The 24080-nt window shown below is 61.0% G+C and carries 21 protein-coding genes; 7 read left to right on the forward strand and 14 right to left on the reverse strand.

The genetic code is table 11. The annotated features are described in order from the left end of the window. Window positions 1–43 precede the first annotated feature (43 nt). The 7 genes from LB545_RS24970 to LB545_RS25000 form a co-directional block, all read right to left on the reverse strand. The gene (locus LB545_RS24970; protein ID WP_140496551.1) at window positions 44–388 is read right to left on the reverse strand and encodes a hypothetical protein; all 345 of its coding nucleotides are present in this window, start codon (window positions 386–388) and stop codon (window positions 44–46) included. 1149 nt (window positions 389–1537) lie between these two features. Further along, the gene (locus LB545_RS24975) at window positions 1538–2278 is read right to left on the reverse strand and encodes a ribonuclease activity regulator RraA (protein ID WP_140496549.1); all 741 of its coding nucleotides are present in this window, start codon (window positions 2276–2278) and stop codon (window positions 1538–1540) included. Between the two features lie 24 nt (window positions 2279–2302). Next, window positions 2303–3466 carry a mandelate racemase/muconate lactonizing enzyme family protein gene (locus LB545_RS24980; RefSeq protein ID WP_140557663.1) on the reverse strand — a complete coding sequence of 388 codons (1164 nt, stop codon included), beginning with the start codon at window positions 3464–3466 and terminating at the stop codon, window positions 2303–2305. 31 nt (window positions 3467–3497) lie between these two features. Beyond that, a complete protein-coding gene (locus LB545_RS24985; RefSeq protein WP_140557664.1) occupies window positions 3498–4595 on the reverse strand; it encodes an ABC transporter ATP-binding protein in 1098 nt (365 codons plus the stop codon). Between the two features lie 10 nt (window positions 4596–4605). Continuing rightward, window positions 4606–5496, reverse strand: coding sequence for a carbohydrate ABC transporter permease (locus LB545_RS24990; protein ID WP_140496543.1), 891 nt, complete (start codon window positions 5494–5496; stop codon window positions 4606–4608). Further along, window positions 5493–6452 (reverse strand): carbohydrate ABC transporter permease, encoded by a 960-nt coding sequence (locus LB545_RS24995; RefSeq protein WP_224706002.1) that lies wholly within the window; start codon window positions 6450–6452, stop codon window positions 5493–5495. Before LB545_RS24995 ends, LB545_RS24990 begins: the two co-directional genes overlap by 4 nt. A gap of 78 nt (window positions 6453–6530) precedes the next feature. Continuing rightward, window positions 6531–8009, reverse strand: a complete 1479-nt coding sequence (locus LB545_RS25000) for an ABC transporter substrate-binding protein (RefSeq protein WP_140524025.1) — start codon at window positions 8007–8009, stop codon at window positions 6531–6533. A 214-nt stretch (window positions 8010–8223) separates the two neighbouring features. On the opposite strand from LB545_RS25000, the gene LB545_RS25005 reads away from it, so the two are divergent. From LB545_RS25005 to LB545_RS25030, 6 genes are all read left to right on the forward strand, one after another. Next, entirely contained in the window at window positions 8224–8934 is a 711-nt protein-coding gene (locus tag LB545_RS25005; RefSeq protein WP_140524027.1) for a GntR family transcriptional regulator, read from the forward strand. A 52-nt stretch (window positions 8935–8986) separates the two neighbouring features. Then, entirely contained in the window at window positions 8987–10153 is a 1167-nt protein-coding gene (locus LB545_RS25010; protein ID WP_140564768.1) for a mandelate racemase/muconate lactonizing enzyme family protein, read from the forward strand. A gap of 67 nt (window positions 10154–10220) precedes the next feature. Next, on the forward strand, window positions 10221–11582 hold the full coding sequence (locus LB545_RS25015) for a mandelate racemase/muconate lactonizing enzyme family protein (protein WP_140580357.1): 1362 nt from the start codon (window positions 10221–10223) through the stop codon (window positions 11580–11582). 102 nt (window positions 11583–11684) lie between these two features. Next, window positions 11685–12011: an NIPSNAP family protein gene (locus LB545_RS25020; protein WP_140496531.1), complete on the forward strand. Its 327-nt coding sequence runs from the start codon at window positions 11685–11687 to the stop codon at window positions 12009–12011. Between the two features lie 9 nt (window positions 12012–12020). Then, window positions 12021–13220: a mandelate racemase/muconate lactonizing enzyme family protein gene (locus LB545_RS25025; protein WP_140496529.1), complete on the forward strand. Its 1200-nt coding sequence runs from the start codon at window positions 12021–12023 to the stop codon at window positions 13218–13220. A 141-nt stretch (window positions 13221–13361) separates the two neighbouring features. After that, the gene (locus LB545_RS25030; RefSeq protein ID WP_140764051.1) at window positions 13362–14579 is read left to right on the forward strand and encodes a DUF2235 domain-containing protein; all 1218 of its coding nucleotides are present in this window, start codon (window positions 13362–13364) and stop codon (window positions 14577–14579) included. A 117-nt stretch (window positions 14580–14696) separates the two neighbouring features. On the opposite strand, the gene LB545_RS25035 is transcribed toward LB545_RS25030, so the two are convergent. The 7 genes from LB545_RS25035 to LB545_RS25065 form a co-directional block, all read right to left on the reverse strand. After that, a complete protein-coding gene (locus tag LB545_RS25035) occupies window positions 14697–15644 on the reverse strand; it encodes an ABC transporter permease (RefSeq protein WP_181168517.1) in 948 nt (315 codons plus the stop codon). Beyond that, window positions 15641–17347 carry a sugar ABC transporter ATP-binding protein gene (locus LB545_RS25040; RefSeq protein ID WP_224706003.1) on the reverse strand — a complete coding sequence of 569 codons (1707 nt, stop codon included), beginning with the start codon at window positions 17345–17347 and terminating at the stop codon, window positions 15641–15643. Before LB545_RS25040 ends, LB545_RS25035 begins: the two co-directional genes overlap by 4 nt. Window positions 17348–17390: 43 nt before the next feature. Continuing rightward, window positions 17391–18533: a substrate-binding domain-containing protein gene (locus LB545_RS25045; RefSeq protein WP_140513321.1), complete on the reverse strand. Its 1143-nt coding sequence runs from the start codon at window positions 18531–18533 to the stop codon at window positions 17391–17393. Between the two features lie 76 nt (window positions 18534–18609). Continuing rightward, entirely contained in the window at window positions 18610–20094 is a 1485-nt protein-coding gene (gene aldA / locus LB545_RS25050; protein WP_224706004.1) for an aldehyde dehydrogenase, read from the reverse strand. 41 nt (window positions 20095–20135) lie between these two features. After that, window positions 20136–21140 (reverse strand): 4-hydroxythreonine-4-phosphate dehydrogenase PdxA, encoded by a 1005-nt coding sequence (gene pdxA, locus LB545_RS25055; RefSeq protein ID WP_140496517.1) that lies wholly within the window; start codon window positions 21138–21140, stop codon window positions 20136–20138. 250 nt (window positions 21141–21390) lie between these two features. Then, on the reverse strand, window positions 21391–22491 hold the full coding sequence (locus tag LB545_RS25060; RefSeq protein WP_140764042.1) for a four-carbon acid sugar kinase family protein: 1101 nt from the start codon (window positions 22489–22491) through the stop codon (window positions 21391–21393). Then, complete coding sequence (locus tag LB545_RS25065; RefSeq protein WP_318012478.1) at window positions 22478–23377, reverse strand: DeoR/GlpR family DNA-binding transcription regulator; 900 nt, start codon at window positions 23375–23377, stop codon at window positions 22478–22480. Before LB545_RS25065 ends, LB545_RS25060 begins: the two co-directional genes overlap by 14 nt. Window positions 23378–23544: 167 nt before the next feature. Between LB545_RS25065 and LB545_RS31220 the strand changes: the two genes are divergently transcribed. Beyond that, window positions 23545–24027 (forward strand): DUF1403 family protein, encoded by a 483-nt coding sequence (locus LB545_RS31220; RefSeq protein ID WP_224706005.1) that lies wholly within the window; start codon window positions 23545–23547, stop codon window positions 24025–24027. The last annotated feature ends 53 nt before the right edge of the window (window positions 24028–24080 follow it).

Genomic DNA, 24080 nt, shown 5'->3' on the forward strand with positions numbered 1-24080 from the left:
CTGGGTTTCCGTGAAACGACCGCTTTAATTGACGATCAAGCCGTCACGAAATCAGCGTGACGGTGGATGCGATCAGCATCAGGGCCGCGATGCCGACGAACAGTGCGTAGATGCGCGGCCGGTCGAGCAGAAGCGCGTTTCCCGATATCCAGGCCGATGTGGCGCCGCCGAGCGCGAACAGGAAACCGTTGCGGTGGCCGAAGGTCATCGACGCGGCCATCAGCCCGCCTATGATCAGGGCGCCGAACACGATTATGACGGCGACCGCGTATCTCTCGAAGTCATTGCCGCTGCCCATCGCCGGACCGATCGCATTCAAATTCGGCAGGTCATCCGGATCGAAGGGGCTGGTCGACCCGTATTCGTCTTGACCGATGGATTCTCGCATCACTCGTTCTCCGCTGACCGGCAACAAACCATCAACACATGCCGAGCGCAACCCGATCGCGTGTTTCTCCCTACGTGTTGACCGCGATATCAAACCGTCCGGCAGGGCGCGCCATCCGTTTTGGCGGGTTCGGATCACCGCCGCAACGCCAGCGGTGTCTGCCCGAATGGCAACGGCCCGCCAACCTGCTTTTATATGGGCGTTTCTTCTGGAGAAAACATGATGGCGGAGTTGATTCGAGCTTCGACAGAAGCATTTTTACGCGACCGGAGCCGCGGCGCCAGGCGCGGCCGCGTAAAATTTTCAGCTCCGGGCGTCCGCTTGATGTTGAGCCAGGTGCGTTCCGCACTTGGGGCGAGCGTCATGCTGGCGCTCGCGGGCTCATGATGAACCAGCTCGACCAAAGCGGCCGGGCTGATCGCATGGACAAAGCTCGGCCGGGGATCGATTTTCGGCGACGGCCTGCGATATCCTAAGCTGGTATCAGGGCGGCGATACGATGGATGCTGATCTCCTTGCGTGCCTTGGACGCCTCGTTGGTCAGCCTCATGTAGAACCTCTGTACTGGACAGCCTCAATCCATAGTGCGAGCGCGGTGGCAGGCGACCGTCCCTTTACTTTCAAATCGCGGCCTCGATAGCCGCCGGCCGCGATCCATACCGTTTTTGAACGCTGATAGATTGTTACGCCTCGTGCATTCGCCCAAGCGCATGATTCCGCGAACTTTGGAGCCATTGCCGAGCCCGCTCCCGAGAATGCTGTCTCTATGTGACAAAGCTGCGTGGCCATATCAGGTCCCCTAATCTTGACGGTCCCGGCCGACGATCCCGGCCCCCGCCCAAAATCACCGAATGAATGATAGGACCGCTTCCGTTACGGTAATGTGTCGCCACCAGCGCGGTCAGGTATCTCCCGATGCAAAAGCCGCCAGCTTTCGGCAGGGACAGGTCTGGAGTGGCCAGGGATTAAACCCAGCTTAGGTCAACGAGCGGGCGGAGAGCCGGGATCGGCCGCCATTCAAACCTGATCAGGAGATCGGGCTGGAGACGATGGTGCGCAAGGCGCACCTGTTCGACGCACAGCGCGGCGCCAGGATAAATTAGGGGGAATGGCTGACGCGCGCTGGCGACTGTCAGTTCATCCTGTCTATCAAGGTTTGGCGTTGGCTTTCCGCCAAGCCTCGTACTCGTCGTTCGCGCTTGGGTGCAGTGGATAGTAGCGTTGCAACGGCGCGCCCCCCATGAGTTTCATTCGTGAGAATTCCTCCCAATCGTGATGCTTCTGGGATTCTTCGATGACCTTCGGGGCCATTGCGACGGGAAGCACCACCACCCCGTCGTCATCGGCGACGATGATGTCGCCGGGGATCACCGTGACACCGCCGCAGGCAATCGGAACGTTGACCGCATTGGGATAGATGCTGGTCTGCACATGATAATTTGGCGTCCAGCCGCGCAGCCAAAGAGGCAGGTCGAGCTTTTCGACATTGGGCCGGTCGCGCATGCACCCATCGATGACAATGCCCGCACCGCCTCTGCCCTTGAAATAGGTCGACATCATATCGCCGAAGACACCGGAGCTCATGTCGCCGCGCGCGTCGACGACGACCACGTCGCCCTCCTGCGCATGGTAGAGCACATGTCTGTGAAGTTGCGTCTCCGGATCGGCATATTCTCCCTCGGTGAAGAGGTCCGGTCTCTGCGGCATGAACTGCAATGTCAGTGCCGGCCCGACGATCGACTTCCCATGGTTCTGCGGCACCGGGCCGACCATGTGCGGATTGCGAAAGCCCATATGGCCAAGTGTGCCCGCGACCGTGGCGGCGCCGATCTCCCTTAGCGCGTCGATCAGGTCCTTGGGCGGCCGCGTGATATCGGGAGTATGCGTCATTTTCGGACTCCGGTTGAAATTGAATTACCAGTTGGTGACAGAGCCGTCGCGGCGCTTGAGATGTGGCGCTTCCCAGAAACGGAAACTCTGCGCCTGGACCGCCGCTTCATTGACCTCGACGCCGAGCCCCGGCAGGTCGCTGACCGGATAATCGGGCCCGTCGAGCCTTGGCTGTACGGGGAAAAAGTCGGAATTGTCGAAACCCAGCTTCCTTTCGGGGATCCTGGTTTCTAGCCACGCAAAGTTGGGCACCGCGGCGGCGAGATGCACGGTTGCGGCCGTGCACACCGGGCCAAGGGGATTGTGTGGCATCAGGTCCACATAGTGCGCCTCGCTCCAGCCAGCGACTTTCATCGCCTCGGTGAGCCCGCCGACATTGCAGACATCGAGCCGGTTGAACTGGTGGATGCCGCGCTCGATGTAAGGCAGGAACTGCCACTTGCTGGCAAATTCCTCGCCGATGGCAAAGGGGATGTCGGTCATCGTACGAAGGGACTCGTACGCCTCCGGTGTCTCAGCCCGTATCGGCTCCTCGAGGAAATCAAGCACGCCGCGGCCGAGCTTGCTGCAGAAGCTCGCCGCCTCGGCCACCGACAGCCGATGATGATAATCGACGCCGAGCACCACCTCATCGCCCAGCGCCTCGCGCGCTTTGTTCAGCATGCTCGCGGTAGGGCCGATCGATTCACGCGGCTCGAAGACGTCCTTGCTGCTTTGTCCGATGGGGAAGAAGCGGATCGCCTGCCAGCCCTGCGCGCGCAGTTCGCGGGCGCGTTCGATCGCAACATCGCCCTCGGCCTCGTCTCCGGTCGAGGCGAAGGTGGGCACGCGGTCGCGCTGCTTGCCGCCAAGCAACTCGTAGACCGGCACCCCCAGCGCCTTGCCTTTGATGTCATGAAGGGCGATGTCGATGGCGGAAATCGCCGCCTGCAGGACCCGACCCCCCTCGAAGTACTGGCTGCGATAAACCTCCTGCCAGATACGCCCGATCTGCATCGGGTCGCGGCCGATGAGAAACTCGCGATAGTGCTCGACCGCGCCCGCCACGGCTTTCTCGCGACCGCTCAAGCCGCTTTCGCCCCAGCCGAAGATACCCTGATCGGTCTCGACCTTGACGAGCATCTGGTTGCGCGTTCCCACCCACACCGGGTAGGGCTTGATCGCGGTGATCTTCAGGTTCTTAGTCATCCACGCCCGCGTTCCACGCGCATCCCCTGTCTCAGTCGGCCTTGAGGGCCATTTCAGTTTCGCCATCGAACAGATGCATCCGCTCCTGGTCGAACTCGAGCCAGATACGCTCATCAGCTTTGACGGCGACGTTGGGCGACACGCTGATGTTGACGATGGCGCCCGACAGGAATGCTTGCACGAAGGTGACGTCTCCGGTCGGCTCCACCGTATAGGCCTTGGCCGGAATGGCACCGGGGACCGCGCTTTTGTGCAGCTTGATCGTCGAGTGCCGCGCGCCGAGCACGACCTTCTTGGTGGTCGCTCCCTGGACCTTGCGCGCGTTGAGTTGCGACAGCTCAAGCGTCCAGCCTTCCGCGCTGGTCAATGCGGTGCTGCCGTTTGCCGTCGAAGCCTCCAGCGGAATGAGGCTCATCGCCGGGCTGCCGATGAAGCTGGCGACGAACATGTTGACCGGATGGGCAAAGACCTGCGCCGGCGAATCGTATTGCTGCAGATAGCCGCCATTCATCACCGCCATCTTGTCGGCCATGGTCACGGCTTCGAGCTGGTCGTGCGTCACGTAGATGATCGTTGCCTTGAGGTCCTGGTGGAAGCGCTTGATCTCGGATCGCATCTGCACGCGCAGTTTGGCGTCGAGGTTGGAGAGCGGCTCGTCCATGAGGAACACAGCGGGGTCGCGGACGAGGGCACGGCCAAGGGCGACGCGCTGCTGCTGCCCGCCCGAAAGTTCCCGCGGTTTGCGCTCGAGCAGGTGCGTCATGTCGAGAACGCGCGCCGCTTCCCTGACCTTCTTGTCGATCTCGTCCCTGGAGAGTTTCCGCATCTGCAGCGGGAACGCCAGGTTCTTGTAGACCGATTTCTGCGGGTACAGCGCGTAGTTCTGGAACACCATTGCGATGTCCCGGTCCTTGGGGTCGAGATCATTGACCACCCGGTCTCCGATGACGATGTCGCCCGATGTGATCGAGGTCAGCCCCGCGACGAGATTGAGCGTGGTTGTCTTGCCGCAGCCTGACGGGCCGACCAGCGCAACGAACTCGCCGTCATTGACCGTCAGCGAAACATCGTTGACAGCTTTGAAGCCGCCATAGGTCTTGACGAGATCTTTGAGGACCACGTGGGCCATTGGCAACTCCCTAATGCTTGACCGCGCCTTCTGTAAGGGCGCGTACGAAGTATCGTTGCAGGACGAGGAACAGCACCACGACGGGCACGCTCATCATGAAGCTGGCCGCCATCAGGCCCGGAAAGTCCGTCGTGTTTTCCGAGAAGAAGCGCTGGATGCCGACCGGCAGCGTCAATTGCTCGTTCTTGGAAAGGAAGGTGTAGGCGTAGATGTATTCGTTCCAGGCGCCGATGAAGGAATAGATCGCGGTGGCGATGATCCCGGGCGTCGAGAGCGGCATCACGATCAGGATGAAGGCCTGGAACCGCGTTGCGCCGTCGATGCGCGCCGCTTGCTCGAGTTGCACCGGGATGTTGTCGTAGAAGCCCTTGAGCAGCCAGATCGCCAGCGGCAGCCCGAACGTCAGATAGGTGAGAATGAGCGAGCCGTGCGTGTTCACCAGGCCGATCGCGCGCATCAGGATGAAGAGCGGCACGAGAAAGATCACTGCCGGAAACATGTTGCGCAGCAAAACGGCGAAGAACAGGAAGTTCCGTCCGGGGAAACTGAAGCGCGAAAAAGCGTAGGCCGCGGGGACAGCCACGATTACGGAAAGGATTGTCGTGACGGTCGACACGAACAGGCTGTTCCAGAAGAAGCGGAGGAAGTCCTGGCCGACGCTGTTCTGCGGATCGAGCAATTTCTGATAGCTGGCGAGGGTCGGCTCGTCCGGCCACCATTGCGGCGGGAATTGCGTCGCCGCGAACCCCGATTTGATCGAGGTGATCAGCATCCAGATCATCGGCAACGCCGTATAAAGCAGCATGAAAACGAGGAAGATGCGCCCGGCCCACCGCCATCCGTCGACGCGCATACGGCGACGGGTCTGGCCTCGGGAGACCGTCTCGGCAATCGCGCTCATACGCCGCCCTCCTTCCGCTCGTTGCCGCTCAGCGCACGGACGTAGAAGTAGCCCAGCGTCATCAGGATGATGAACAGGAGCACCGAATAGGCCGATGCCACGCCCCAGCGCTGCCGGCCGAAGGCGAGTTCGTAAATATGGGTGATCCAGATATGCGATGCGTTCGACGGCCCGCCGCCGGTCATGATCCAGGGGATGATGAAGGAATTGAAGTTGGCCACTGCCAGCAGCAGGATCGTCACCACCGAGACGTTGCGCAGATGCGGGAAGGTGACGTGCCAGAAGCGCTGCCAGGCATTGGCTCCGTCAACTTTCGCGGCGAGCAGCAACTGCTCGGGGACTGTCTGCAGGCCCGCCATCATCATGATCATGGCGAACGGAAACTCGCGCCAGATATTGACGACGATCAGCGAGGGGAGAACCGTGCTGACGTTGTCGATGAAATTCGGCGGTCGGTCGGCCAATCCGAGGCCGACCAGCACTGCGCCGATGATGCCGAAATCCGAATGGTAGATCCACTTCCAGATATAGGAGGCGGCGACCGCGCTGATGACCCAGGGAATGATCAGGATAGCGCGCAGCACACCGCGTCCGATAAAGTCGCGGTGGAGCGCCAGCGCAGTGGCAAACCCCAGGACAAAGGAGATGAAGGTGGACCCGAATGTCCAGATCAGCGTGTTCCAGGTGACTTTCCAGAACACCTCGCTGGTGAGGATGGCCGTGTAGTTGTCGAAGCCGATGAAGGTCTTGTCACGAAGCTGCAAGCCGGGCGGCGTCTTATAGAACGACAGCTCGATCGTGTAGTAGATCGGATAGGCGATGACGATGAGCATCACGGCGATCGCGGGCAGCACGTACGCGTAGTCGGCGCGATGCTCCCAGATATCCCGCAGCGCACCGGACCTGCCGGGTTGCAATTTTCGGCGCGCCTCGGCCTGGCCGGTCACGATCGTCACGATGATATGCCCTTGTTTCTTCGGAACGAACCGGCTGCGCTGTCAGCGCGGCCGGTCAGGTCGTGGGTCAGGCGCAGGCTAGAGCCCGCCCATCAGGTCTTTCACCTTCTGGGCCGCGTCGTCCGCCGCCTGGTCGACGGTCATCGCTCCGGTCAGGGCATTCTGCAGCATGTCCGGGACGATGATGTTCATGATCTCCGGGGCCTGCGGCAGCGCCGGGAACGGGATGCCGTATGGCAGCATCGAGGTCGTGACATCGAGGAATTTGATGTTGTCCAGACGTTCCTTCATCCATTTGGTCTTGAAGCCGTTCAGGTTGCCGGGATTCGATCCGGCATAGGCCATCTTCAGCGACCATTCAGGGCTCGTCCACATGCAGATGATAGCCTTCGCCGCCGGCTCGTCTACCTTGCCGCCTTCGACATATTCGGGCTTCAGGATGTGGATGTTCGAGCCGCCGAACACGACGGCGCGCTTGCCGTCGGGCCCGGCCGGGATCAGGCCGTAGCGCATGTTGTCTATGACGGTCTGCGCCTTGTCCTTGTCGGTGCCCGTCGCCTTCTTCTGCAGGTCGAGCATGACATTGTAATCGGACGGGTGCGAGATCATCATGCCGAGTTGGCCGGCGACGAACAGGGGCTGGTTATCGGCCTGCTGGTTGGTGAGTGCCGAAACCGGAACCGACTTGTCGCGAACATACATGTCGTAGGAAGCCTGCAGCGCCGCCTTGCTCTGCGGGCTGTCCAGCTCGACCTGCTCATAGGTCGGGTTTGCCGCCGCTTCGTCGAAGACGCCGCCACCATAGGCCCATAGCTGCGGCATGAAGCGATACGGCGTATTGCCGGCATTCTTGCGAGCCACGAGGCCATACCCGGCAATGCCGAGCTTGTCGTGGATCTGCTTGGAATACTTGATGACGTCGTCCCAGGTTGCCGGTGGCTTGTCCGGATCGAGGCCGGCGCGTTTGAAGATGTCGGCGTTCCAGATGAACGCCATCGTTTCGTTGTTGGTTGGAATGCCGTAGGTCACCCCGTCCCAGGTCACGGCCTTCATGGCGCCGGGCCAGAAGTCCTCGGTCGAATAGCCCACGTCCTCGGGCTTCAGCGGCTGCAGATAGCCTTTTGAAGCGAATTCGGTACCACCCAGGATTTGCAAGCGGACCGCCATCGGCGCGGCATTGCCGAGGAGCGCGGTGCGGAACTTGTCGAGAAGATCGTTATAGGTGAGGGCTTGTTCCTCGAGCTGGATGTTTGGATAGGTCTTGCGGAAGGTTTCGAAGAATTCCTTGTAGTATTGGCGCAGGAGGTCGGGGTCGCCCTCGAACACGCCCTGATACCAGAAGGTCAGTCGCCCCTTGTAGTCCAGCGGGGTGACCTTGGCACAATCGGCCGCCGTGTCGAAATCCTGTGTGCCCGCAATGGCGCGAACATATTCCGGCGACCACTTGCTGAGGTCGACCGGCGGTGCGCCCAGCGCCGATGTGGACATCAGTGATGCCGCCAAAACGCTGACGACAGTGCCGCGCAGGACCGCACTGCCGAGTATAATCCTCGTCATAGGTATCCTCCCTGGTTCTCCCATGCCGCTTTGCGGCGAGGCAAAGCGGTCTTGCTCGTTTGATCGCAGGACGTCTTTGTATCTGTGTACCCGTTCGGGAGCCTTGTACGTTTTCAGATCATGAATTGCCTGTCAACGCGTTAGATCGTACATTGTTTATCGAAACTTTGCGTGTTAATCGGAAAGGGTGTGTATTAATCCAGGGGAGCCGGCCTTGGCCGAACCAAACGATTTCAAAGCCAAGCCACCGGTGGGGATTGACCCCATAGGGGCGTCCAGCGAGGGCGCCTCGCTTTATGAGCTGATCAGGGAAGACATCATCGAGGGACGGCTTGCCGCCAACGAACGGCTCGTGGTCACTGATCTCGCCCGGCGCCACGGCACCTCGACCAACCCCGTGCGCGAAGCCTTGCAGCTGTTGCGCGGCGAAGGCTTTGTCACCTTTCTCCCCAACCGCGGGGCGCGCGTCCGGCCTATCGATCAAGAGTTTGTCCGCGACATTTATGAGATCGGCGTTCTGATCGAGCCGGCCCTGACGCGATGGTTTGTGAATATGGCCACCGGCGAGGACATCGCCGAACTCCAACGTCTCCAGGACCTGATTGAAGAGAACAACTTCGCCGATACGTTCAGGCACAGCGAGCTGGATACCGCCTTCCACACCGTGATGTACCAGCGGCATTACAACCGCCATGCCGCCGAGCTTTGGTGGAAGCATCGTGAAGTGCTGCGAGCCGTGAGCCGGCGTTTCAATTTCACGCTTGCCCGGCGTGCCGCGATCATTCGCGAGCACCGCGAGCTCATCGCGCTGGTAAAGGCGGGAGATGCCGACAAGGCGGCCGAACTCGTTGCTCGCCATGTCGAGGGCTCCGGCCGGCACATCCTCGAACATATGCGTGCGCGCAACGCCGCTCGGGCCGGATAGAATGCGCGATCCAGAACATCGTTAGCCAGACGATCAGACAGAGGTAGCTGACATGAAAATTACGAGCATTCGGCCGTGGCTGATCAAGTCCGATGCGTCCTATTGGGGAGAGTACCTGTTCGTCGAAGTGACGACCGACGAGGGGGTGAGCGGCTGGGGAGAGATCACGACCACCACCAAGCTCGCCAACCGCGCGCTCTGCACGATCCTACGGCAGATCGGCGCCGCCGTGACCGGCGAGGACCCGGCCCGGATCGAGCATCTCTGGCACAAGATTTTCCGCAGCTTCACCTATATGGGCAGCCGCGGCGCCGCGGTCGAATGCGTGAGCGCCATCGACATAGCTCTCTGGGACATCCGGGGCAAAGTTTTGGGCAAGCCCATCTACGAGCTGCTGGGCGGGCCGGTGCGCGATGAAATCGCGCTCTACACCCATCCCAACCAGTCCAAATTTACCAGCAAGGAGGCGGTGGTCCGCGAAATTCGGGACATCGTCGAGTCCGGACACACCGCGCTCAAGTTTGATCCTTTCCCGCATCAGGGACGTGGCGCCGATGGCGTGTCGCGCGAACAGCGGGACGGCTACCTCGATGGCAGCATGACTCGCAAGGACGAGCGCGAAGCGGCCGAACTCACGGCTCTGATCCGCGAAACGGCGGGCCCTGATGTCGATATCCTCATCGATGCGCACGGCCGTTTCGACGTTCCGACCGCCATTCGCCTCTGCCGAAGCCTCGAGGAAGCCGGCCAGATCGACTGGTTCGAGGAGCCTTGCCCGCCCGAGAGCCTCAATGCCCTCAAGCAGGTGCGTGAGAAGGTCAGCGCCGCCATCTCGTGGGGCGAACGCGGCCACACCAAGTGGGACTTCGTGCCGGTGCTCGAAAACAAGCTCGCTGACTACATCATGCCTGACGTCACCTGGACCGGCGGCATTACCGAACTCAAGAAGATCTCAGCCCTGTGCGAAGCCTACTACGTCCCGGTCTCGCCGCATGACGCCGCGGGGCCGATCAACGTGGTGGCGGGGGCGCAGGTGATGATGACAGTTCCTAACTTCTACAAGCTCGAGACGTCGGAGTGGAACCTGGGTAAATACGATCATCTCATCGACACACCGCTCGACGTTTCGAACGGCAGCCTGAAACTGACGTCGAGGCCCGGTCTCGGCATCGAGATGGACCGCGAGTACCTGCAAGCCCACGAGATTGAGCTGGGCTGACGCATGTCGCCTCATGTCGGGGCTGCATGCCGCCGAAAAGCCCGCCTACCAAAAACGAGGATAAGTGATGCCCAAGACCGGTGGAGCCGACGAAGCCCTTGATCGGGTGAACATGAACTCCAAGCCGTCCGATCTTCGCATCACCGACATGCGGGTGGCTGAAATCGTCGGCGCACCGTTCACAACGGCGCTGCTCAAGATCTACACCAACCAGGGCATCGTCGGGCTTGGCGAGGTGCGCGACGGGGCCAGCGCCACCTACGCGCTGATGCTGAAGAGCCGGTTGCTTGGCGAGAATCCCTGCAACATCGATCGCCTGTTTCGCCGGATCAAGCAGTTCGGCGGGCACGGCCGGCAAGGTGGCGGCGTCTCGGCGGTCGAAATCGCGCTGTGGGATCTCGCCGGCAAGGCCTATGGCGTTCCGATCTACCAGATGCTCGGCGGCCGGTTTCGGGAGAAGGTGCGCCTCTATTGCGATACCGATGCAACCGTGCCGAGCGGCACAGAGACCGGCAAACGTCTCAAGCAGCGCATGGAGCTCGGCTTCACCTTCCTCAAGATGGATCTGGGGCTGATGCAGATCGCGGATGTGCCCGGCGCGGTCGTGTCTCCTGCCGGCTCACTGGAAGGCTATCGCGTTCATCCCGCCCGCGGCCCACTCAAGACCGTTGATGAGCGGCGCGCCCGCAACGCGGCCTACGACCTGCATAATGTCGCCCACCCGTTTACCGGCCTCCATTTTTCCGACAAGGGCCTCGACCTGCTCGAGCAGTACATTGCCGAAGTTCGCGAGGTCATCGGCATGGAGATCCCGCTCGCTATCGACCACGTCGGCCACATCTCACTCCAGAACGGCATTCGGCTCGCCAGGCGAATTGAAAAATACGTGCCGGCCTGGCTCGAGGATGTAATCCCCTGGCAGTACACCGAGCAGTACCGGCAGTTGCAGGACGCCACCACGGTGCCCATCTGCACCGGCGAGGACATTTACCTCAAGGAGGGGTTCGAACCGCTGCTCAAGAGCGGGGGCCTCTCCATTATCCACCCGGACCTGCTCACCAGCGGGGGCATCCTGGAGACCAAGAAGATCGGCGACATGGCGCAGGATCACGGCGTCGCCATGGCCATCCACATGGCCGAAAGTCCAATCGCTGCGATGGCCGCGGCCCATGTCGCGACCGCGACCGAGAATTTCATGGCGCTCGAATACCACTCCGCCGATGTCGACTGGTGGGACGATATCGTCACCGGCCTTCCCAAGCCGCTCGTGCAGGACGGGTTCATCACTGTTCCGGACAAGCCGGGTCTGGGGATCGACGACGTCGTAGACGAGGTGATCTCGCAGCATCTGCAGCCGGGTGTCACCGGCATCTGGCAATCCACCGAGCATTGGGACAATGAATATAGCTGGGACCGGACCTGGAGTTAGCCCAGACGCCCAGCCCTCATTCCTCAAGCTCACAGGGCTAACGACCGACCATTTGTGTCGACCTCTCCGTGGGGAGAGGCGAAGAAAGAAACGGACGAAACCATGATCTACGAACTGCGTATCTATGACTGCCTGCCGGGCAGGCTGCCGGCTTTGCTCAAGCGCTTTTCCGACCAGACGCTGGCCATCTGGGAGAGGCATGGCATCCGCCAAGCCGGGTTTTTCACCACGGCGATCGGCGAAAACAGCAATCGCCTTACCTATTTCCTCGCCTGGGAATCGCTGGCCGAGCGTGAGGCGAAATGGGCGGCTTTCGTCACCGATCCGGCATGGCACAGGGCCCGGGACGAGTCTGAGCGTGACGGGCAGATCGTTGCCAATATCGCCAGCCAGCTGCTCACACCGACAGCTTTCTCGTCTGTGAAATAGGACTGTGCCATGAAGATCACCGACCTGCGCTGCGCCGTCATCGGGCGGCATCCCATCGTTCGCGTCGTCACTGACGAGGGCCTCCATGGCCTTGGCGAGGTCGAGTTCACAAAGACCTATCTCAAGCCCTTTGTGCTGCATTTCCGCGAGGCGCTGATCGGCGAGGATCCGACCGACGTCGAGCGGGTGATGCTGAAGATCCGCCAGCGAGGTTCGTTCAAGCCCTATGGCGCCGCCGTCTCCGCGATCGAGCATGCGCTGTGGGACATTGCCGGCAAGGCCGCTGGCGTGCCGGCCTACAAACTGCTCGGCGGCAAGGTGCGCGACAAGGTGCGCGTCTATAACGGCTCGATCCGCCGGAAACGCGCGGGCGACCGGCCGGAGGATTATGCGGCCGACGTCAAATGGATGATGGAGCAGCCGCAGAACTTCTTCATGGTCAAGCAAGGAATCTCGTTCCACTCGAACATGAAGGACAGCATCGAGGACTTCCATTATGGCGTGACGCAGAAGAAGGCCGGCTATCACGGTGCCATGGATCAGGGCGTGATCAGCGAGCGCGGTTTCAACCACATGCTCGACTGCGTGATCGCCATGAAGGAAGTGCTGGGCGACAAGGTCAGCCTGGCGCTCGACTGCGGCCCGGGCTGGATGCTGCCCGATGCGATCAAGTTCGCTCGCGCGGTGGAGAAGTACAATTTGATGTGGCTCGAGGACATGCTGACCGGCGACTATGTGCCGTGGGTCAATCCGCAGGCCTATCGGGAGCTGACCACCTCCACCTCGACGCCGATCCATACCGGCGAGCAGATTTACCTGCGGCACAATTTCAAGGAGCTGATCGAGACGCAGGCGGTGCGCGTCATCGGCCCAGATCCTGCCGATATCGGCGGCATTGCCGAGCTCAAATGGGTCGCCGAGCATGCCTACATGCACTCGATCCTGATGGCGCCGCACGGCACCGCGAACGGCCTGCTGGGCCTCGGCGCCCTGATCAACGTTTGCGCCACCTTGCCCGCCAACTACATCGCCTTCGAATATCCCAGCGCCTCCGACCCCTGGTGGGAGGATCTCGTGATCGGCCTGCCGTCGCAGATCGTGAAGGACAGCATGGTGGACCTGCTGGAAGCGCCGGGCCTGGGCCTCGATATCGACGCCGAAGCAGCCAGGAAGTATCTCAGGGAAGAGGATACGGGCTTCTTTGATTGAGCCCCTCTTCTTTCGCCACCGGAACCACGCCGACCGCGCCGCTACATTCTCATCGGTACCCATCGTCAGACGCCTGTTGATGTGATCCACAGCTTGGGTCAAAATTGGTTGGTCTGAACTGGACCTTCAAAGGCGGTGGTGTTGAAGCGGACTGGCAAAAACATCGTTGTCTGCTGCGATGGAACGGGAAACCAGATCGAGCGCAATCTCTCGAACGTCTTGAAGTTGTTCCGCATCCTGAAGAAGAATGAGGAGCAGCGCGTCTATTACGACGCCGGCATAGGAACCATCGGTGCCAGCGATGCCTTGACGCGATGGCGCCAGAACGCGAAATCCGTGTTCGAGCTCGCAACTGGATATGGTCTCGACGCCGAAATCGCCGGCGCCTACGCCTTCATCTGCAGGCACTACGTCGAAGGGGACGCAATCTTCCTCTTTGGCTTCAGCCGGGGAGCCTATACAGCCCGCGCCGTTGCGGGCTTGATCCACATGATCGGCCTGCTGCATCCGGACCAACTCAACATCGTCGAGTATGCCGTAAGCTCTTACAAGCAAGCCAGCGACGAGCACGACCTTAACGTTGCCTGGCACTTTTCCAAGGTTTCAGGAGCCCGGGACGCGCGCATCAAGTTTCTTGGTGTCTGGGACACCGTAGCGTCGATCATCGTGCCGCGAGGCGACCGGCTTCTGCCACAGCTCCTCACACTGCCGCATACGAGGACCAACCCGAGCGTCGAAGTCTTTCGACATGCAATTGCGATCGATGAGCATCGCCGCATGTTCCGGTTGAACCGGTGGATCGAGCCGCAGCCATTCGTCGAAAACCCTTTCGACAAGATTGCGCCGGCAAAAGAGCAGGACATCAGGCAAGTCTGGTTCGCCGGATCTCATTCGGATGTCGGCGGTGGCTATCCTGAAGAGGAAAGCGCCATATCCAAATTTCCGCTCGACTGGATGGTTGATCAGGCCAAAGCATTTGGATTGCAGACCAATTCCCGCATGCTGGAGCGGCTTGTCTTCGGGGAAGGGAAGGGCGAGGGGACGATGACGTTCGTCAGCCCCGATCCGTTGGGGATCGTGCATGATTCAATGACCGTGGGCTGGAAGCCGCTCGAGTGGATCCCAAAGTCCGTCAAATGGCGTGAATGGAAGCGAAAATCGGTCCTCGGCTTCTACCTACCGCAAGCCGAGCCGCGCACGATCGAGCGACAGGGACGGCGGCCGCTGGTCCATCAGTCGGTTCTGGATCGGAAGGCGGCGATTCCGGCCTATAAGCCCGAGAATTTTCCAACCGCATTCGATGTTGAATCTTATGGTGACCTCATGAAGGACCACCTGGCCAACGAAGCCGCTACCTAGCGCAGACACCGAGCGGGCCGTATAGCCGGTGAAGAAATTTCAGGTGGGCACGGCGCGATTTCGGCAGTCAACGCGTGGAACGCGCGCGTTTCGTCGGGTCATGGAACTCTGCTGCTTTCAACGCCGGTTCAACGAGACGGCAATGATGATGATAGCGCCCTTGATCACCTCCTGGATGCTGGTCGAAAGACCGAGCACGAGAAGACCGAATCCGAGAATTCCTATGAAGATTGCTCCGACGACAGAACCGACGATCGATCCATAGCCGCCGAAGAGACTTGTCCCGCCTATGATCACGGCCGCGATGACGTCGAGTTCGAGACCCGCCCCCAGGCTGGGATTGCCGGCGGTGGAGCGGGCCGCGAGCATCATGCCTGCAAGGGATGCCATCATGCCGGACAGCACAAAGGCGAAAATCTTGACGCTGTCCGTCCGCACCCCGGAAAAGCGGGCGGCTACAGGGTTTCCACCAGTCGCATAAACACGCCTGCCGAAGGGCATCTGGTGCAGAAGATAATAGCCGACGGCAGTTAGGACGATCGTCCACCAGATTGGCGCCTGCACGCCCAGAAAACTGCCGTTCCAGAACAGGTTCGAGAAATCATCGTCGACGATCGACACTGGCCGGGTGCCGGTGATCGTCAGCGCCAGTCCGGAAAAGATCGACAGCATGCCAAGGGTCACAAGAAACGATGGGATGCGTATTTTTGTAACAAGGATGCCGGAGGTGGCCCCGATCGCTGCGCCGGCTGCCAGCACCAGAAGAGCTGCGACGTAGGTGGGAACATCCTGGCCGAGCAGCAGCGCTCCGATCATCCCTGAAAAACTTGCAACCGATCCTACCGACAGGTCGATTTCGCCGCAGATGATGACGAATGTCATGCCGATCGCCATTGCCGAAACGATGGCCGTGATGCGCAGAACCGCGCTTGCGGTCGAGACAGACGCGAAGTGGGGAGCAAACAGGACGAAGTAGAGGGTTATCGCCAGGAAGATCACATAGGTGATGTGATCGCGGAAAAAATTTATCGCATTTGCGTGCGAGGGCATAGGCGAAGGTTTCATGCTGCAACTCCCTGGGCGCGCGTACTGGCTTGTCTGGCCGCCTCGGCCTGCAGCAACGCGCGAAGTTTTGTCTCGTCGTCCGCGCGATCGATGCTGCGCGTGATCCGCCCTTGCGCCATCACCAGAATGCGATCGGACAAATCCAGGAGTTCTTCGAGTTCCGAAGAAATGAGCAGCACGGCGACGCCTTCGCCGGCCGTGCGGCGCACAAGGTCGCGCATATCGCGCTTGGCATTGATGTCGACGCCGGAGGTTGGCTCGTCGAGGATCAACAGCTTCGGCTTCATGGCCAGCCATTTGGCGAAGACGATCTTCTGCTGATTGCCGCCCGAAAGCTCCTGGGCTTTCTGTAAGGGACCGCGGCACAGGATACTGAGATCGTCCCGGTATTGTCTGAACAGAGCCGTTATCCGGGCCTTCGCCATCGGCCCGAACGGACCCGCCAGCGAGAAATCGGAAAGACGCGGAAGGGCGAGGTTCTCCTCGATCGAGCGACCACCCACAAGACCTTCGAGCCCACGGTCTTCGGGAACAAGCGCGATACCGGCAGCGATGGCCCTGCTGACACTGCCCGGCTGAACGGGGTCGTTCCCGACGGCGATGTGGCCGGTTACATCCGGAAGGACGCCGAACAAGGCCTTGCCCAGGGTCGAGCGGCCACTGCCGACAAGCCCGGCAAGGCCGACGATCTCGCCCGGGCCGATCGAGAACGACACCCCGGACAGTTTGCGCGAGGTGGCAAGGCCACGGACCTCAAGAGCCGGCGTTCCGGCGGGCATTGCCGGTTGACGATTTGCTGGCGCGGCTGCGGCTGGGGAAACTGTTTCGACCTTGGGCCGGGACATAAACGCCGCGATATCCTCGATGGACGTCTTCTCCGGATCGAGCGGACCGACCAGACGCCCATCCTTGATGATCGAGATGCGATCCGAAAGGTGCAGCACATCGGCCATGCGATGGCTGATGTAGACGATACCGATTCCGTTCTGCTTGAGCTGACCGATTGTCCGAAAAAGCGTTTCCTCCTCATGGATGGTCAGGGACGAAGTCGGCTCGTCCATTACGAGCAGCTTGGCGCCCCGCGAGATCGCTTTGAGAATCTCGACCATCTGGCGCTGAGCGAACGCCAGGTCGCCCACACGTGCCGAAGCATCGAGCGAGAAGGCATATCGCTCGATCAGAGCCCGGGCCTCGCGCAGCATTTTTCTGGCATCGACACGTCGGCCGAAGGCGAGCGGCTCGCGAAGGATAAACAGGTTTTCGGCAACCGAACGATTCGGCAACACGCTCAGCTCCTGGAAGATCATTGCGATTCCGCGATCGATCCTCTCTCGAAGCGACAGGGCGGTGACATCCTCGCCGTCGAACAGAATCCGGCCTTCGTCCGTCCGATACGCGCCCATGAGGATCTTCATGAGCGTCGACTTGCCCGCACCGTTTTCGCCGAGCAGTGCATGCGTTTCGCCGGCCTTGACCTCGAACGAAATGTCCGACAGCACGCGGTTCGCGCCAAACGACTTGCCGATGCGTTGCATCGTTACGATAGGGCGCTGGGACGTTGGAGTTTTCGCTTCGGCCATGACGATTTTCTCGATCGCTCGGGGAGCGCCGGCGGACTGCTGCGGCCCGCCGGCGAAAGAAGGAGCTAGAGCAATTCCAAGAAAAGTGTGTACGGTTTTCCGTCCGGAATTGCGCAAAAACAAAGAGATAGAGCGGTTCGCCGTTTCCGTGAAACGGTGAACTGCTCTAGAAGCACTCGCCGTTGCAGATTTTCACCACCGAAGCCGGCGCATCTTCCTTGGTGACCTGCTTGAGGGCACTGAGAAGGTCGAGCTTCTTGACGCGCAACGTCGGTACCGAAATATACGGCGGGACGTCATGTCCAAGCAGAGCAAGCGCGGCCGCCTTGGCCTCCGCGACGCCCTGGTCATAGGGGCGTTGCGCACCCACGGCCAGAAACTCGCCACGTGCAACGTTCAGCGCGCTGTCTGCGGCAATGTCATTCGTGGTGATGACGATGTCGCGGCCGAGTGTCTTGGTCGCTGCCACGACCTGCTGCGCGGGCGTGTCCCAGGCAACGAAAATGCCCTTCATGTCGGGATGCGCCGTCAACATGGCTGTGGCGACCTCGTAGGCCTTCTCAGGCGCGGTGAAGGTACCGACGTCCGCGACCTTGATGTCGGGGTGTTCGCCGAATGCCTTGAGTGCGCCGACCTTGCGGGCCGCGACAGAGTAGTAATAGTCATAGACCAGCGTGATGATGCCGACCTCGCCCTTGCCGCCAATGGCCCCGACAAGTTCCTGCGCGGCGAAATAGGCGTTCTTCTCATTGTCGGAAGCGACAACGGACACATAGTCCTTGCCCGGCGCCATATCGACCGGAACGTTGTCCATGAAAACCAGCTTGATGCCGGCTGCCGCCGCCTTCTTGTAGGCTTCGGATTCGGACTTCGGATCGATCGGGATCGAGAAGATCACATCCGGCTTGCGTGCGATCATCTGCTCGAGATCACTGATCTGCTGGCCGGGCTGGAACTTGGCGTCGGTGGTTCCGACAACCTCGATGCCAAAATCCTTGAGCGTGTTCGAGATCCCGGCCACCTGCAATTGAGGCCAGCCGGCATCCATCGTGTGCATCACCAGCCCGGCGGTGAACTTTCCGGCCTTCAGCTTTGCAAGGTCGGCATCGGAGAATTTCAGCACGTCTGGCGACACCGCCGGTGGACCGTCCGGGAAGCCCGGAACGGGTTGGCCTCTCGGCGATAGAGGCAACGGCTCAAGCAACGCCTTTGCTTCCGGTGGAATGGTGTCGTCGGCGATCGCCGAAGATGCGGCCAGTCCTGATAGTGCCACGGCCAAAGCCGCCGCCATGAATCCACGATAGTGCATTTTATTCCTCCCGATGAGATGAAACGGCCATTGCGGCCGGGTAGCGACCTGGCTGGTCGTACTGGCTGGGCGCTGTTCAGCGCCCGTAAGGCATCAATGCCGCCGTGGCGGCACCCGAGTAATTCACGTAGACCGTCTTCTTGCGCATGTAGCTCTCGAGCCCGTGTACGCCGTCGTCACCGCCCAATCCGCTCTCGCGGAAGCCGACATGGAAGCCCTGCAGCATTTCTGGCCCGATCCGGTTCACATAGATTTCGCCAAACGAAACCTCGTTGACGGCGTTCATGACGCGACCAAGATCGTTGGTGAAAAGATAGGCCGACAGGCCATAGCGACTGGTATTGGCGATGCTGACTGCCTCCTCGAAGGTGTCGAAGGGCATGATCGGCACGACCGGGCCGAAGATTTCCCGCGTCATGATCGGCATGTCGGGCGTCACGTCGGTCAATACGGTCGGATTGAGCCAGTAGCCGCCGTCGATCGGCGCCTTGGCCGGGCGTCCGCCGGCCAGCCCCAGCTTCGCGCCGCCCGCGACGGCTTCCGCCAGGACCACCTCGACCTTTTCCAATTCCTCACGGCTGACTTTGGGACCGATATCGGTATTCGCCTGCATCGGGTCACCGACGACCAGCGACTTCGAGAACTCCACGAAGCGCGTGACGAACTGATCGTAAATCGAACGGTGAACGAGCGTGCGTTCGTTGCATATGCAGACCTGCCCGCAATTCATGTAGCGCGAAGTGGCCGCCGACCGTACCGCCAGGTCGAGATCGGCATCGGCCAGGACGATGAAGGGCGCCTTGCCGCCAAGCTCCAGCGAAACGGGCGTCAGGTGGCGCGAAGCATTCGCCATGATGCGCTTGCCGGTCGGCACGCTTCCGGTCATGGTGATGAGGTCGACGCCGGGTTCCGTGCACAGCACCTCGCCTATGGTTTCGCCTCGTCCTGTTATGATGTTGACGACGCCGTCCGGCACGCCCGCTTCCACAAAGATGCGAGCCATTTCGAGCGCCGAAAGCGGCGTGTCTTCATGCGGTTTGAGGACGATGGTGTCGCCGGCGATCATGGCGGGCGCCACCTTTCGGCTGACCAGGGCGCTCGGATAATTCCAGGGAATGATGGCGGCGACGACGCCTACGGGTACGCGCTGGATCCAGACCTGCTCTCCCGCGTAGTCGGATGGCAGGATCTCACCTTGAATGCGGCGGGCAAACTCGGCGTAGTAGTCGAAGAACTCGGCCGCACCGCCCACTTCACCCATGGCCTCATTGATCGGCTTGCCTTGTTCCCTGACGACCACCTCGGCCAGATGTCGGGTGTTCTGCCGGATCAACACCGCGATCCGCTTCATGATCGCCGCACGGGCGAGGGGTGATTTGAGCCCCCAGGCTTTCTGCGCCTTACGGGCTGCCTCTATCGCCTGGCGAGCCTGATCCGGACTTGCCTCGGGCACGTCGACAAAAACCTTGCCGTTGGCCGGGTTGATCACCGGGCGCGTGCCGGCTTCGCCGGTGACAAATCTGCCGTCGATCAGCATGAGATGGGACTTCTCTACAGCCATGATTCGATCCGCTTCTTCGTGCGTTGCAGGCGTGCCGGTGCCTAAGGTTTGGATTTTGCCGCGGCCATCTGAACGGCGAACTCGATCGCCTCGACCAGGCTGTCCTCGTTGGCGATGCCCTTGCCGGCGATGTCGAAGGCCGTGCCGTGGTCGACGGAGGTACGAATGATCGGAAGGCCGAGCGTCACATTGACACCGGAGAGCGCTTTCCATTCACCGGTCGCGGGATCGACATTGAAGCCGAGCAGCTTCACCGGAACATGGCCCTGATCGTGATACATCGCGACCACCGCATCATACTGACGGGCACGTAGCTTGACGAAGACCGTGTCGCCCGGAACAGGTCCAACCACGGCGAAATCGGGCGATGTGTAAGAGGCGACGACCGGGGTCGTGATGTCGATGTCCTCACGACCGAAAATGCCGCCTTCGCCAGCGTGCGGGTTGAGCGCGGCAATCGCAATGCGCGGATGGGCAATGCCGAGGCTCTGCAATGCCTCGACAGTCAACTCGATAACCCGGCGCAAACGAGGTTCGGTCAGTTTCGACGGAACCTGAGCCAGCGCCACATGGGTCGAGACATGGCTGACGCGAAAATCGCCATGGGCAAGCATCATCACGGAATCGCGTGCGCCTGTCAGCTCCGCCAGCATGTCGGTATGGCCGGCATAGTGATAGCCGGCCAGGTTGAGTGCTTCCTTGTTGAGAGGGGCCGTAACGATGCCTGCTATCGAGCCGGCCTGGGCCAGGCGAACAGCCTTTTCGATGGCCAGGTAGGCAAGGCGCCCGCCTTCGGCCGACATGACGCCTGTCTCTATGGGTGTCCGCTCTGGTCCGGCCTCAAGAATGGCCACGGGCGGAAAATGTCCGTTGGGCGAAGCCGACGGTTCTTCCCGCTCGATACGTCCTGAAATGGACTCCATCGCGCGCATCGCGGTGACGCTGCCGATGATGAGAAGCGACAGTGACCCCTCGGCAAGGCGCGGTTTCAGCCGTGCGCATGCCTTCGCGATGATCTCGGGGCCGATGCCCGCGGGATCACCCATTGTGATGCCGAGCCTTGGACCAGACATAAACACCCCATATCGGTCAATTGTGATCATCTTCTAATCCTTCTGGCCAGATATGCGCAATAGTTTTCTTTCGCGATCATTCGCAATCAAATTTCACGGATGATCGGACTGCGCCTCTCCCTCTGCGGGCTGAAATCTCGACCGCACCCGGCTTCGCAGTGTTTTTTGACGCTATTTGACCGGCAAGGCGGATGTGCCGCGTCTTCGCCGGCGATCGTCCTGATCAGGAACGCGCGAGAGCGGCAAGCCTGCAGAGCAGGGCGCTGTCGCCGAACGCGCCCGATTTCGAAATCGTGGCCAGCCCCTCGAAAACGCCGCCTTTGATGACGGAAACCGGCAGCCCCGGCTCGATCTCGCTTTCGACCGTGAGTTCGACGGCGCCTAGGCTGTCGCACACCGACCGCAATGTTTCGCCGCCAGTGACGAGCAACGTGCCGGGCTTCGGCAAATCTTCGAGAAGCGAGGCAAACACCTTGCCGATATGATCCGCCACCGCGTGGCGATCACCCGATGCAGCGACGCTGACAATTGATGGCGCGCCTTGCATCATCCGCTCCGCCAAGCGCTTTCTCGCTTTGTCGATGTCGCGTTCGATAACGATATGCGCATCCGCATGCCGGGCGGCAAAGAGGGCCACCTGTCCCGCTGTGACCTCGTGATTTGTGCCGACAAGGCCAAGGAACGGCCCGGATAACGCAAGAGCAGGCTTCTGCTGTGCTTTCATGTGCCGGGCGAGTGCCGCCGCCAGGCCGCCTGTGCCGACCCACAAGATCCGTGCCTCCGGCATTCCGGCCGTTGCGACGATCTTGTCCAGGTCCGTGTCCGTTTCGGCATCGTAGAGGGTGATGAAATGGACCGGTCGTGCCCTCGGTGTTGAACGCCCGACCGAAAAGCGCTGGCCGAGGTCGGCGAGGAGGTCGGGACCAACCATTTCAGGCCGATCGAGCCGCCATTGGCGCCCGGCGCGCGTAACACGCCCTTGAAATGGGAAAGCAGGCGCCAGCACAACGCGCTGGTACGTCCCCTCGACGATGCAGGCTTCTATTTCGGCGATGACGTGACCGCGCAAAAGGCTGTCGATCTTCTTGAAACTCAATTGTCCGGCGGCGAGCCATGGCGCGAGCGCCCGGTGCCTGGCGACGGCCGTCGCCTCGGCGCCCTCTCGCGTGGCCGCATCGACAGCCATACGCCCCGAAAACGCACGGTCCAGTTGCCAGCTCACCCCGATGCCGTAGCCAGGCGAGGCGAAGGAAACCGCGCTATCCAGGGCGCCGGTCAGGTCGTCGGCTACGACCCGAATATCCGCAATCTCAAGAGCGCTCAACTGAAGAACCTGGACGGCTGACGCGCACGACGCGGACGTTCACATCGAGCGTCCGAAGATTGGTGAGGTGAGCCTGATCGATGCCCTCGTCGGTAATGATCTGGTGGATATCGGCCAGACGGCAGATGGTGCAGAAATTGGGGGCAGTGAACTTCGAATTGTCCGCAAGCACGACGACACGGCGCGCCGCCGCGATCATCGCCTGCTTCATCGCCGCAACCTCTAGCGAGGTCTCCGTGAGCATGTCTCCGGTGATGGCATGGGTCCCAAGAATGGCCACATCGGCGTGGATGGTTCGCAGGAAATTCTCGCCGGGCTGGCCGACCAGGGTCAGTGAGCCCGGCTTGCAGGTGCCGCCAAGCATGACGAGACGTACTTCCGGCACGGCTGCAAGTATCTGCGCGATCGCAAGACTGTTGGTAACGGCGGTAAGCGGAATAGGCGTCGCGGCGATGGCGCGGGCGACTTCCAGCACGGTCGTGCTTGCGTCGAAAATGACGCTTTGGCCGGCGCGGAGTTCCGACATCATGGCGGCACCGATGGCCTCTTTCTCTGCCCTGGCGAAATGCGCCGCGGTGGCGAGATCCGGCTCGAAGGTGGCGAGTTCCGTGCGCTGAAGCATCGCCCCGCCATGCGTTCGCTCCAGTGCTCCCTGCCGTTCAAGCGTCTCGAGATCGCGCCGGATCGTCGAAGGCGATGCGCCGATGAGATCGATGAGCTCCTGAACGCCTACGGCTCCTTGCCGTTTAAGGCATTCGAGGATGAAGGCATGACGCTTGGCCGGAATCAAGTCGACCCGTCCGCGCCCGCCATCGTCTTCCCATGACCCGGCGGACGCCGAGGGCGCCATGTCCTCCACCGCTGATTTTCGGACATTCCTTGCCACGTTTGTATCTCCGCACGGTGCCGCAAACGCGCTCGCCTGAATCACGCGAGCGATCTGCCGCAAATATCATGAATCCATCCAGCAAGCCCAATCGTTTGTCATCTTGGTGGGCGAATTCCCACCGTTTTGGCTTGGTTAGAATTATTTTGACTGGTTTTTGACCGAATATGCTGATCAAACGTGGTCAACCTTGGTCGGAAGAGGTTGAAAAACGAGCAGTTTTCGTCAAAAAACTTTCTGCGGCGGCGGCAACGGCGCGGCAGATGGGGGGTGTAGACGATGAAGCGGCACTTCGTGATGCCGTTCTGCTGACGCGACCTGGAGACGACGTCGGTCCCGCCGGCCGAATTGGCTTGGCGCTGGCTGGCAACTCGGCCCGCGGAGGATCTTCTGACGAGGCGAGCGTCGTCGGAGTTCTCGATGCCCTGGGGCTTGCCCGGGATGACGAGACGGCGGCCGACTTGGCAGACGAGCTTACGCATCTTGCTGCGACCCACGGCACTGTCGGAACGACGATCGGCACCTTCGCGGCCGTCGAGCGCCGAGGCCTTCCACGCACTGGCGGGTCCTGGTTCGCCGACGCGCTGTTGGTACAGCGGCTGGGTTGGCCCCACGCGGGTCCCGCTGTTCGGTGGCGAAACCGCCAATGATCTTCATTTGAAATGCTTGCGGTCGATATGATCTCGATATAACATTTACGCAA

Origin of the sequence: Mesorhizobium sp. BR1-1-6 (assembly GCF_020165355.1) — a bacterium.
Lineage (GTDB): Bacteria > Pseudomonadota > Alphaproteobacteria > Rhizobiales > Rhizobiaceae > Mesorhizobium.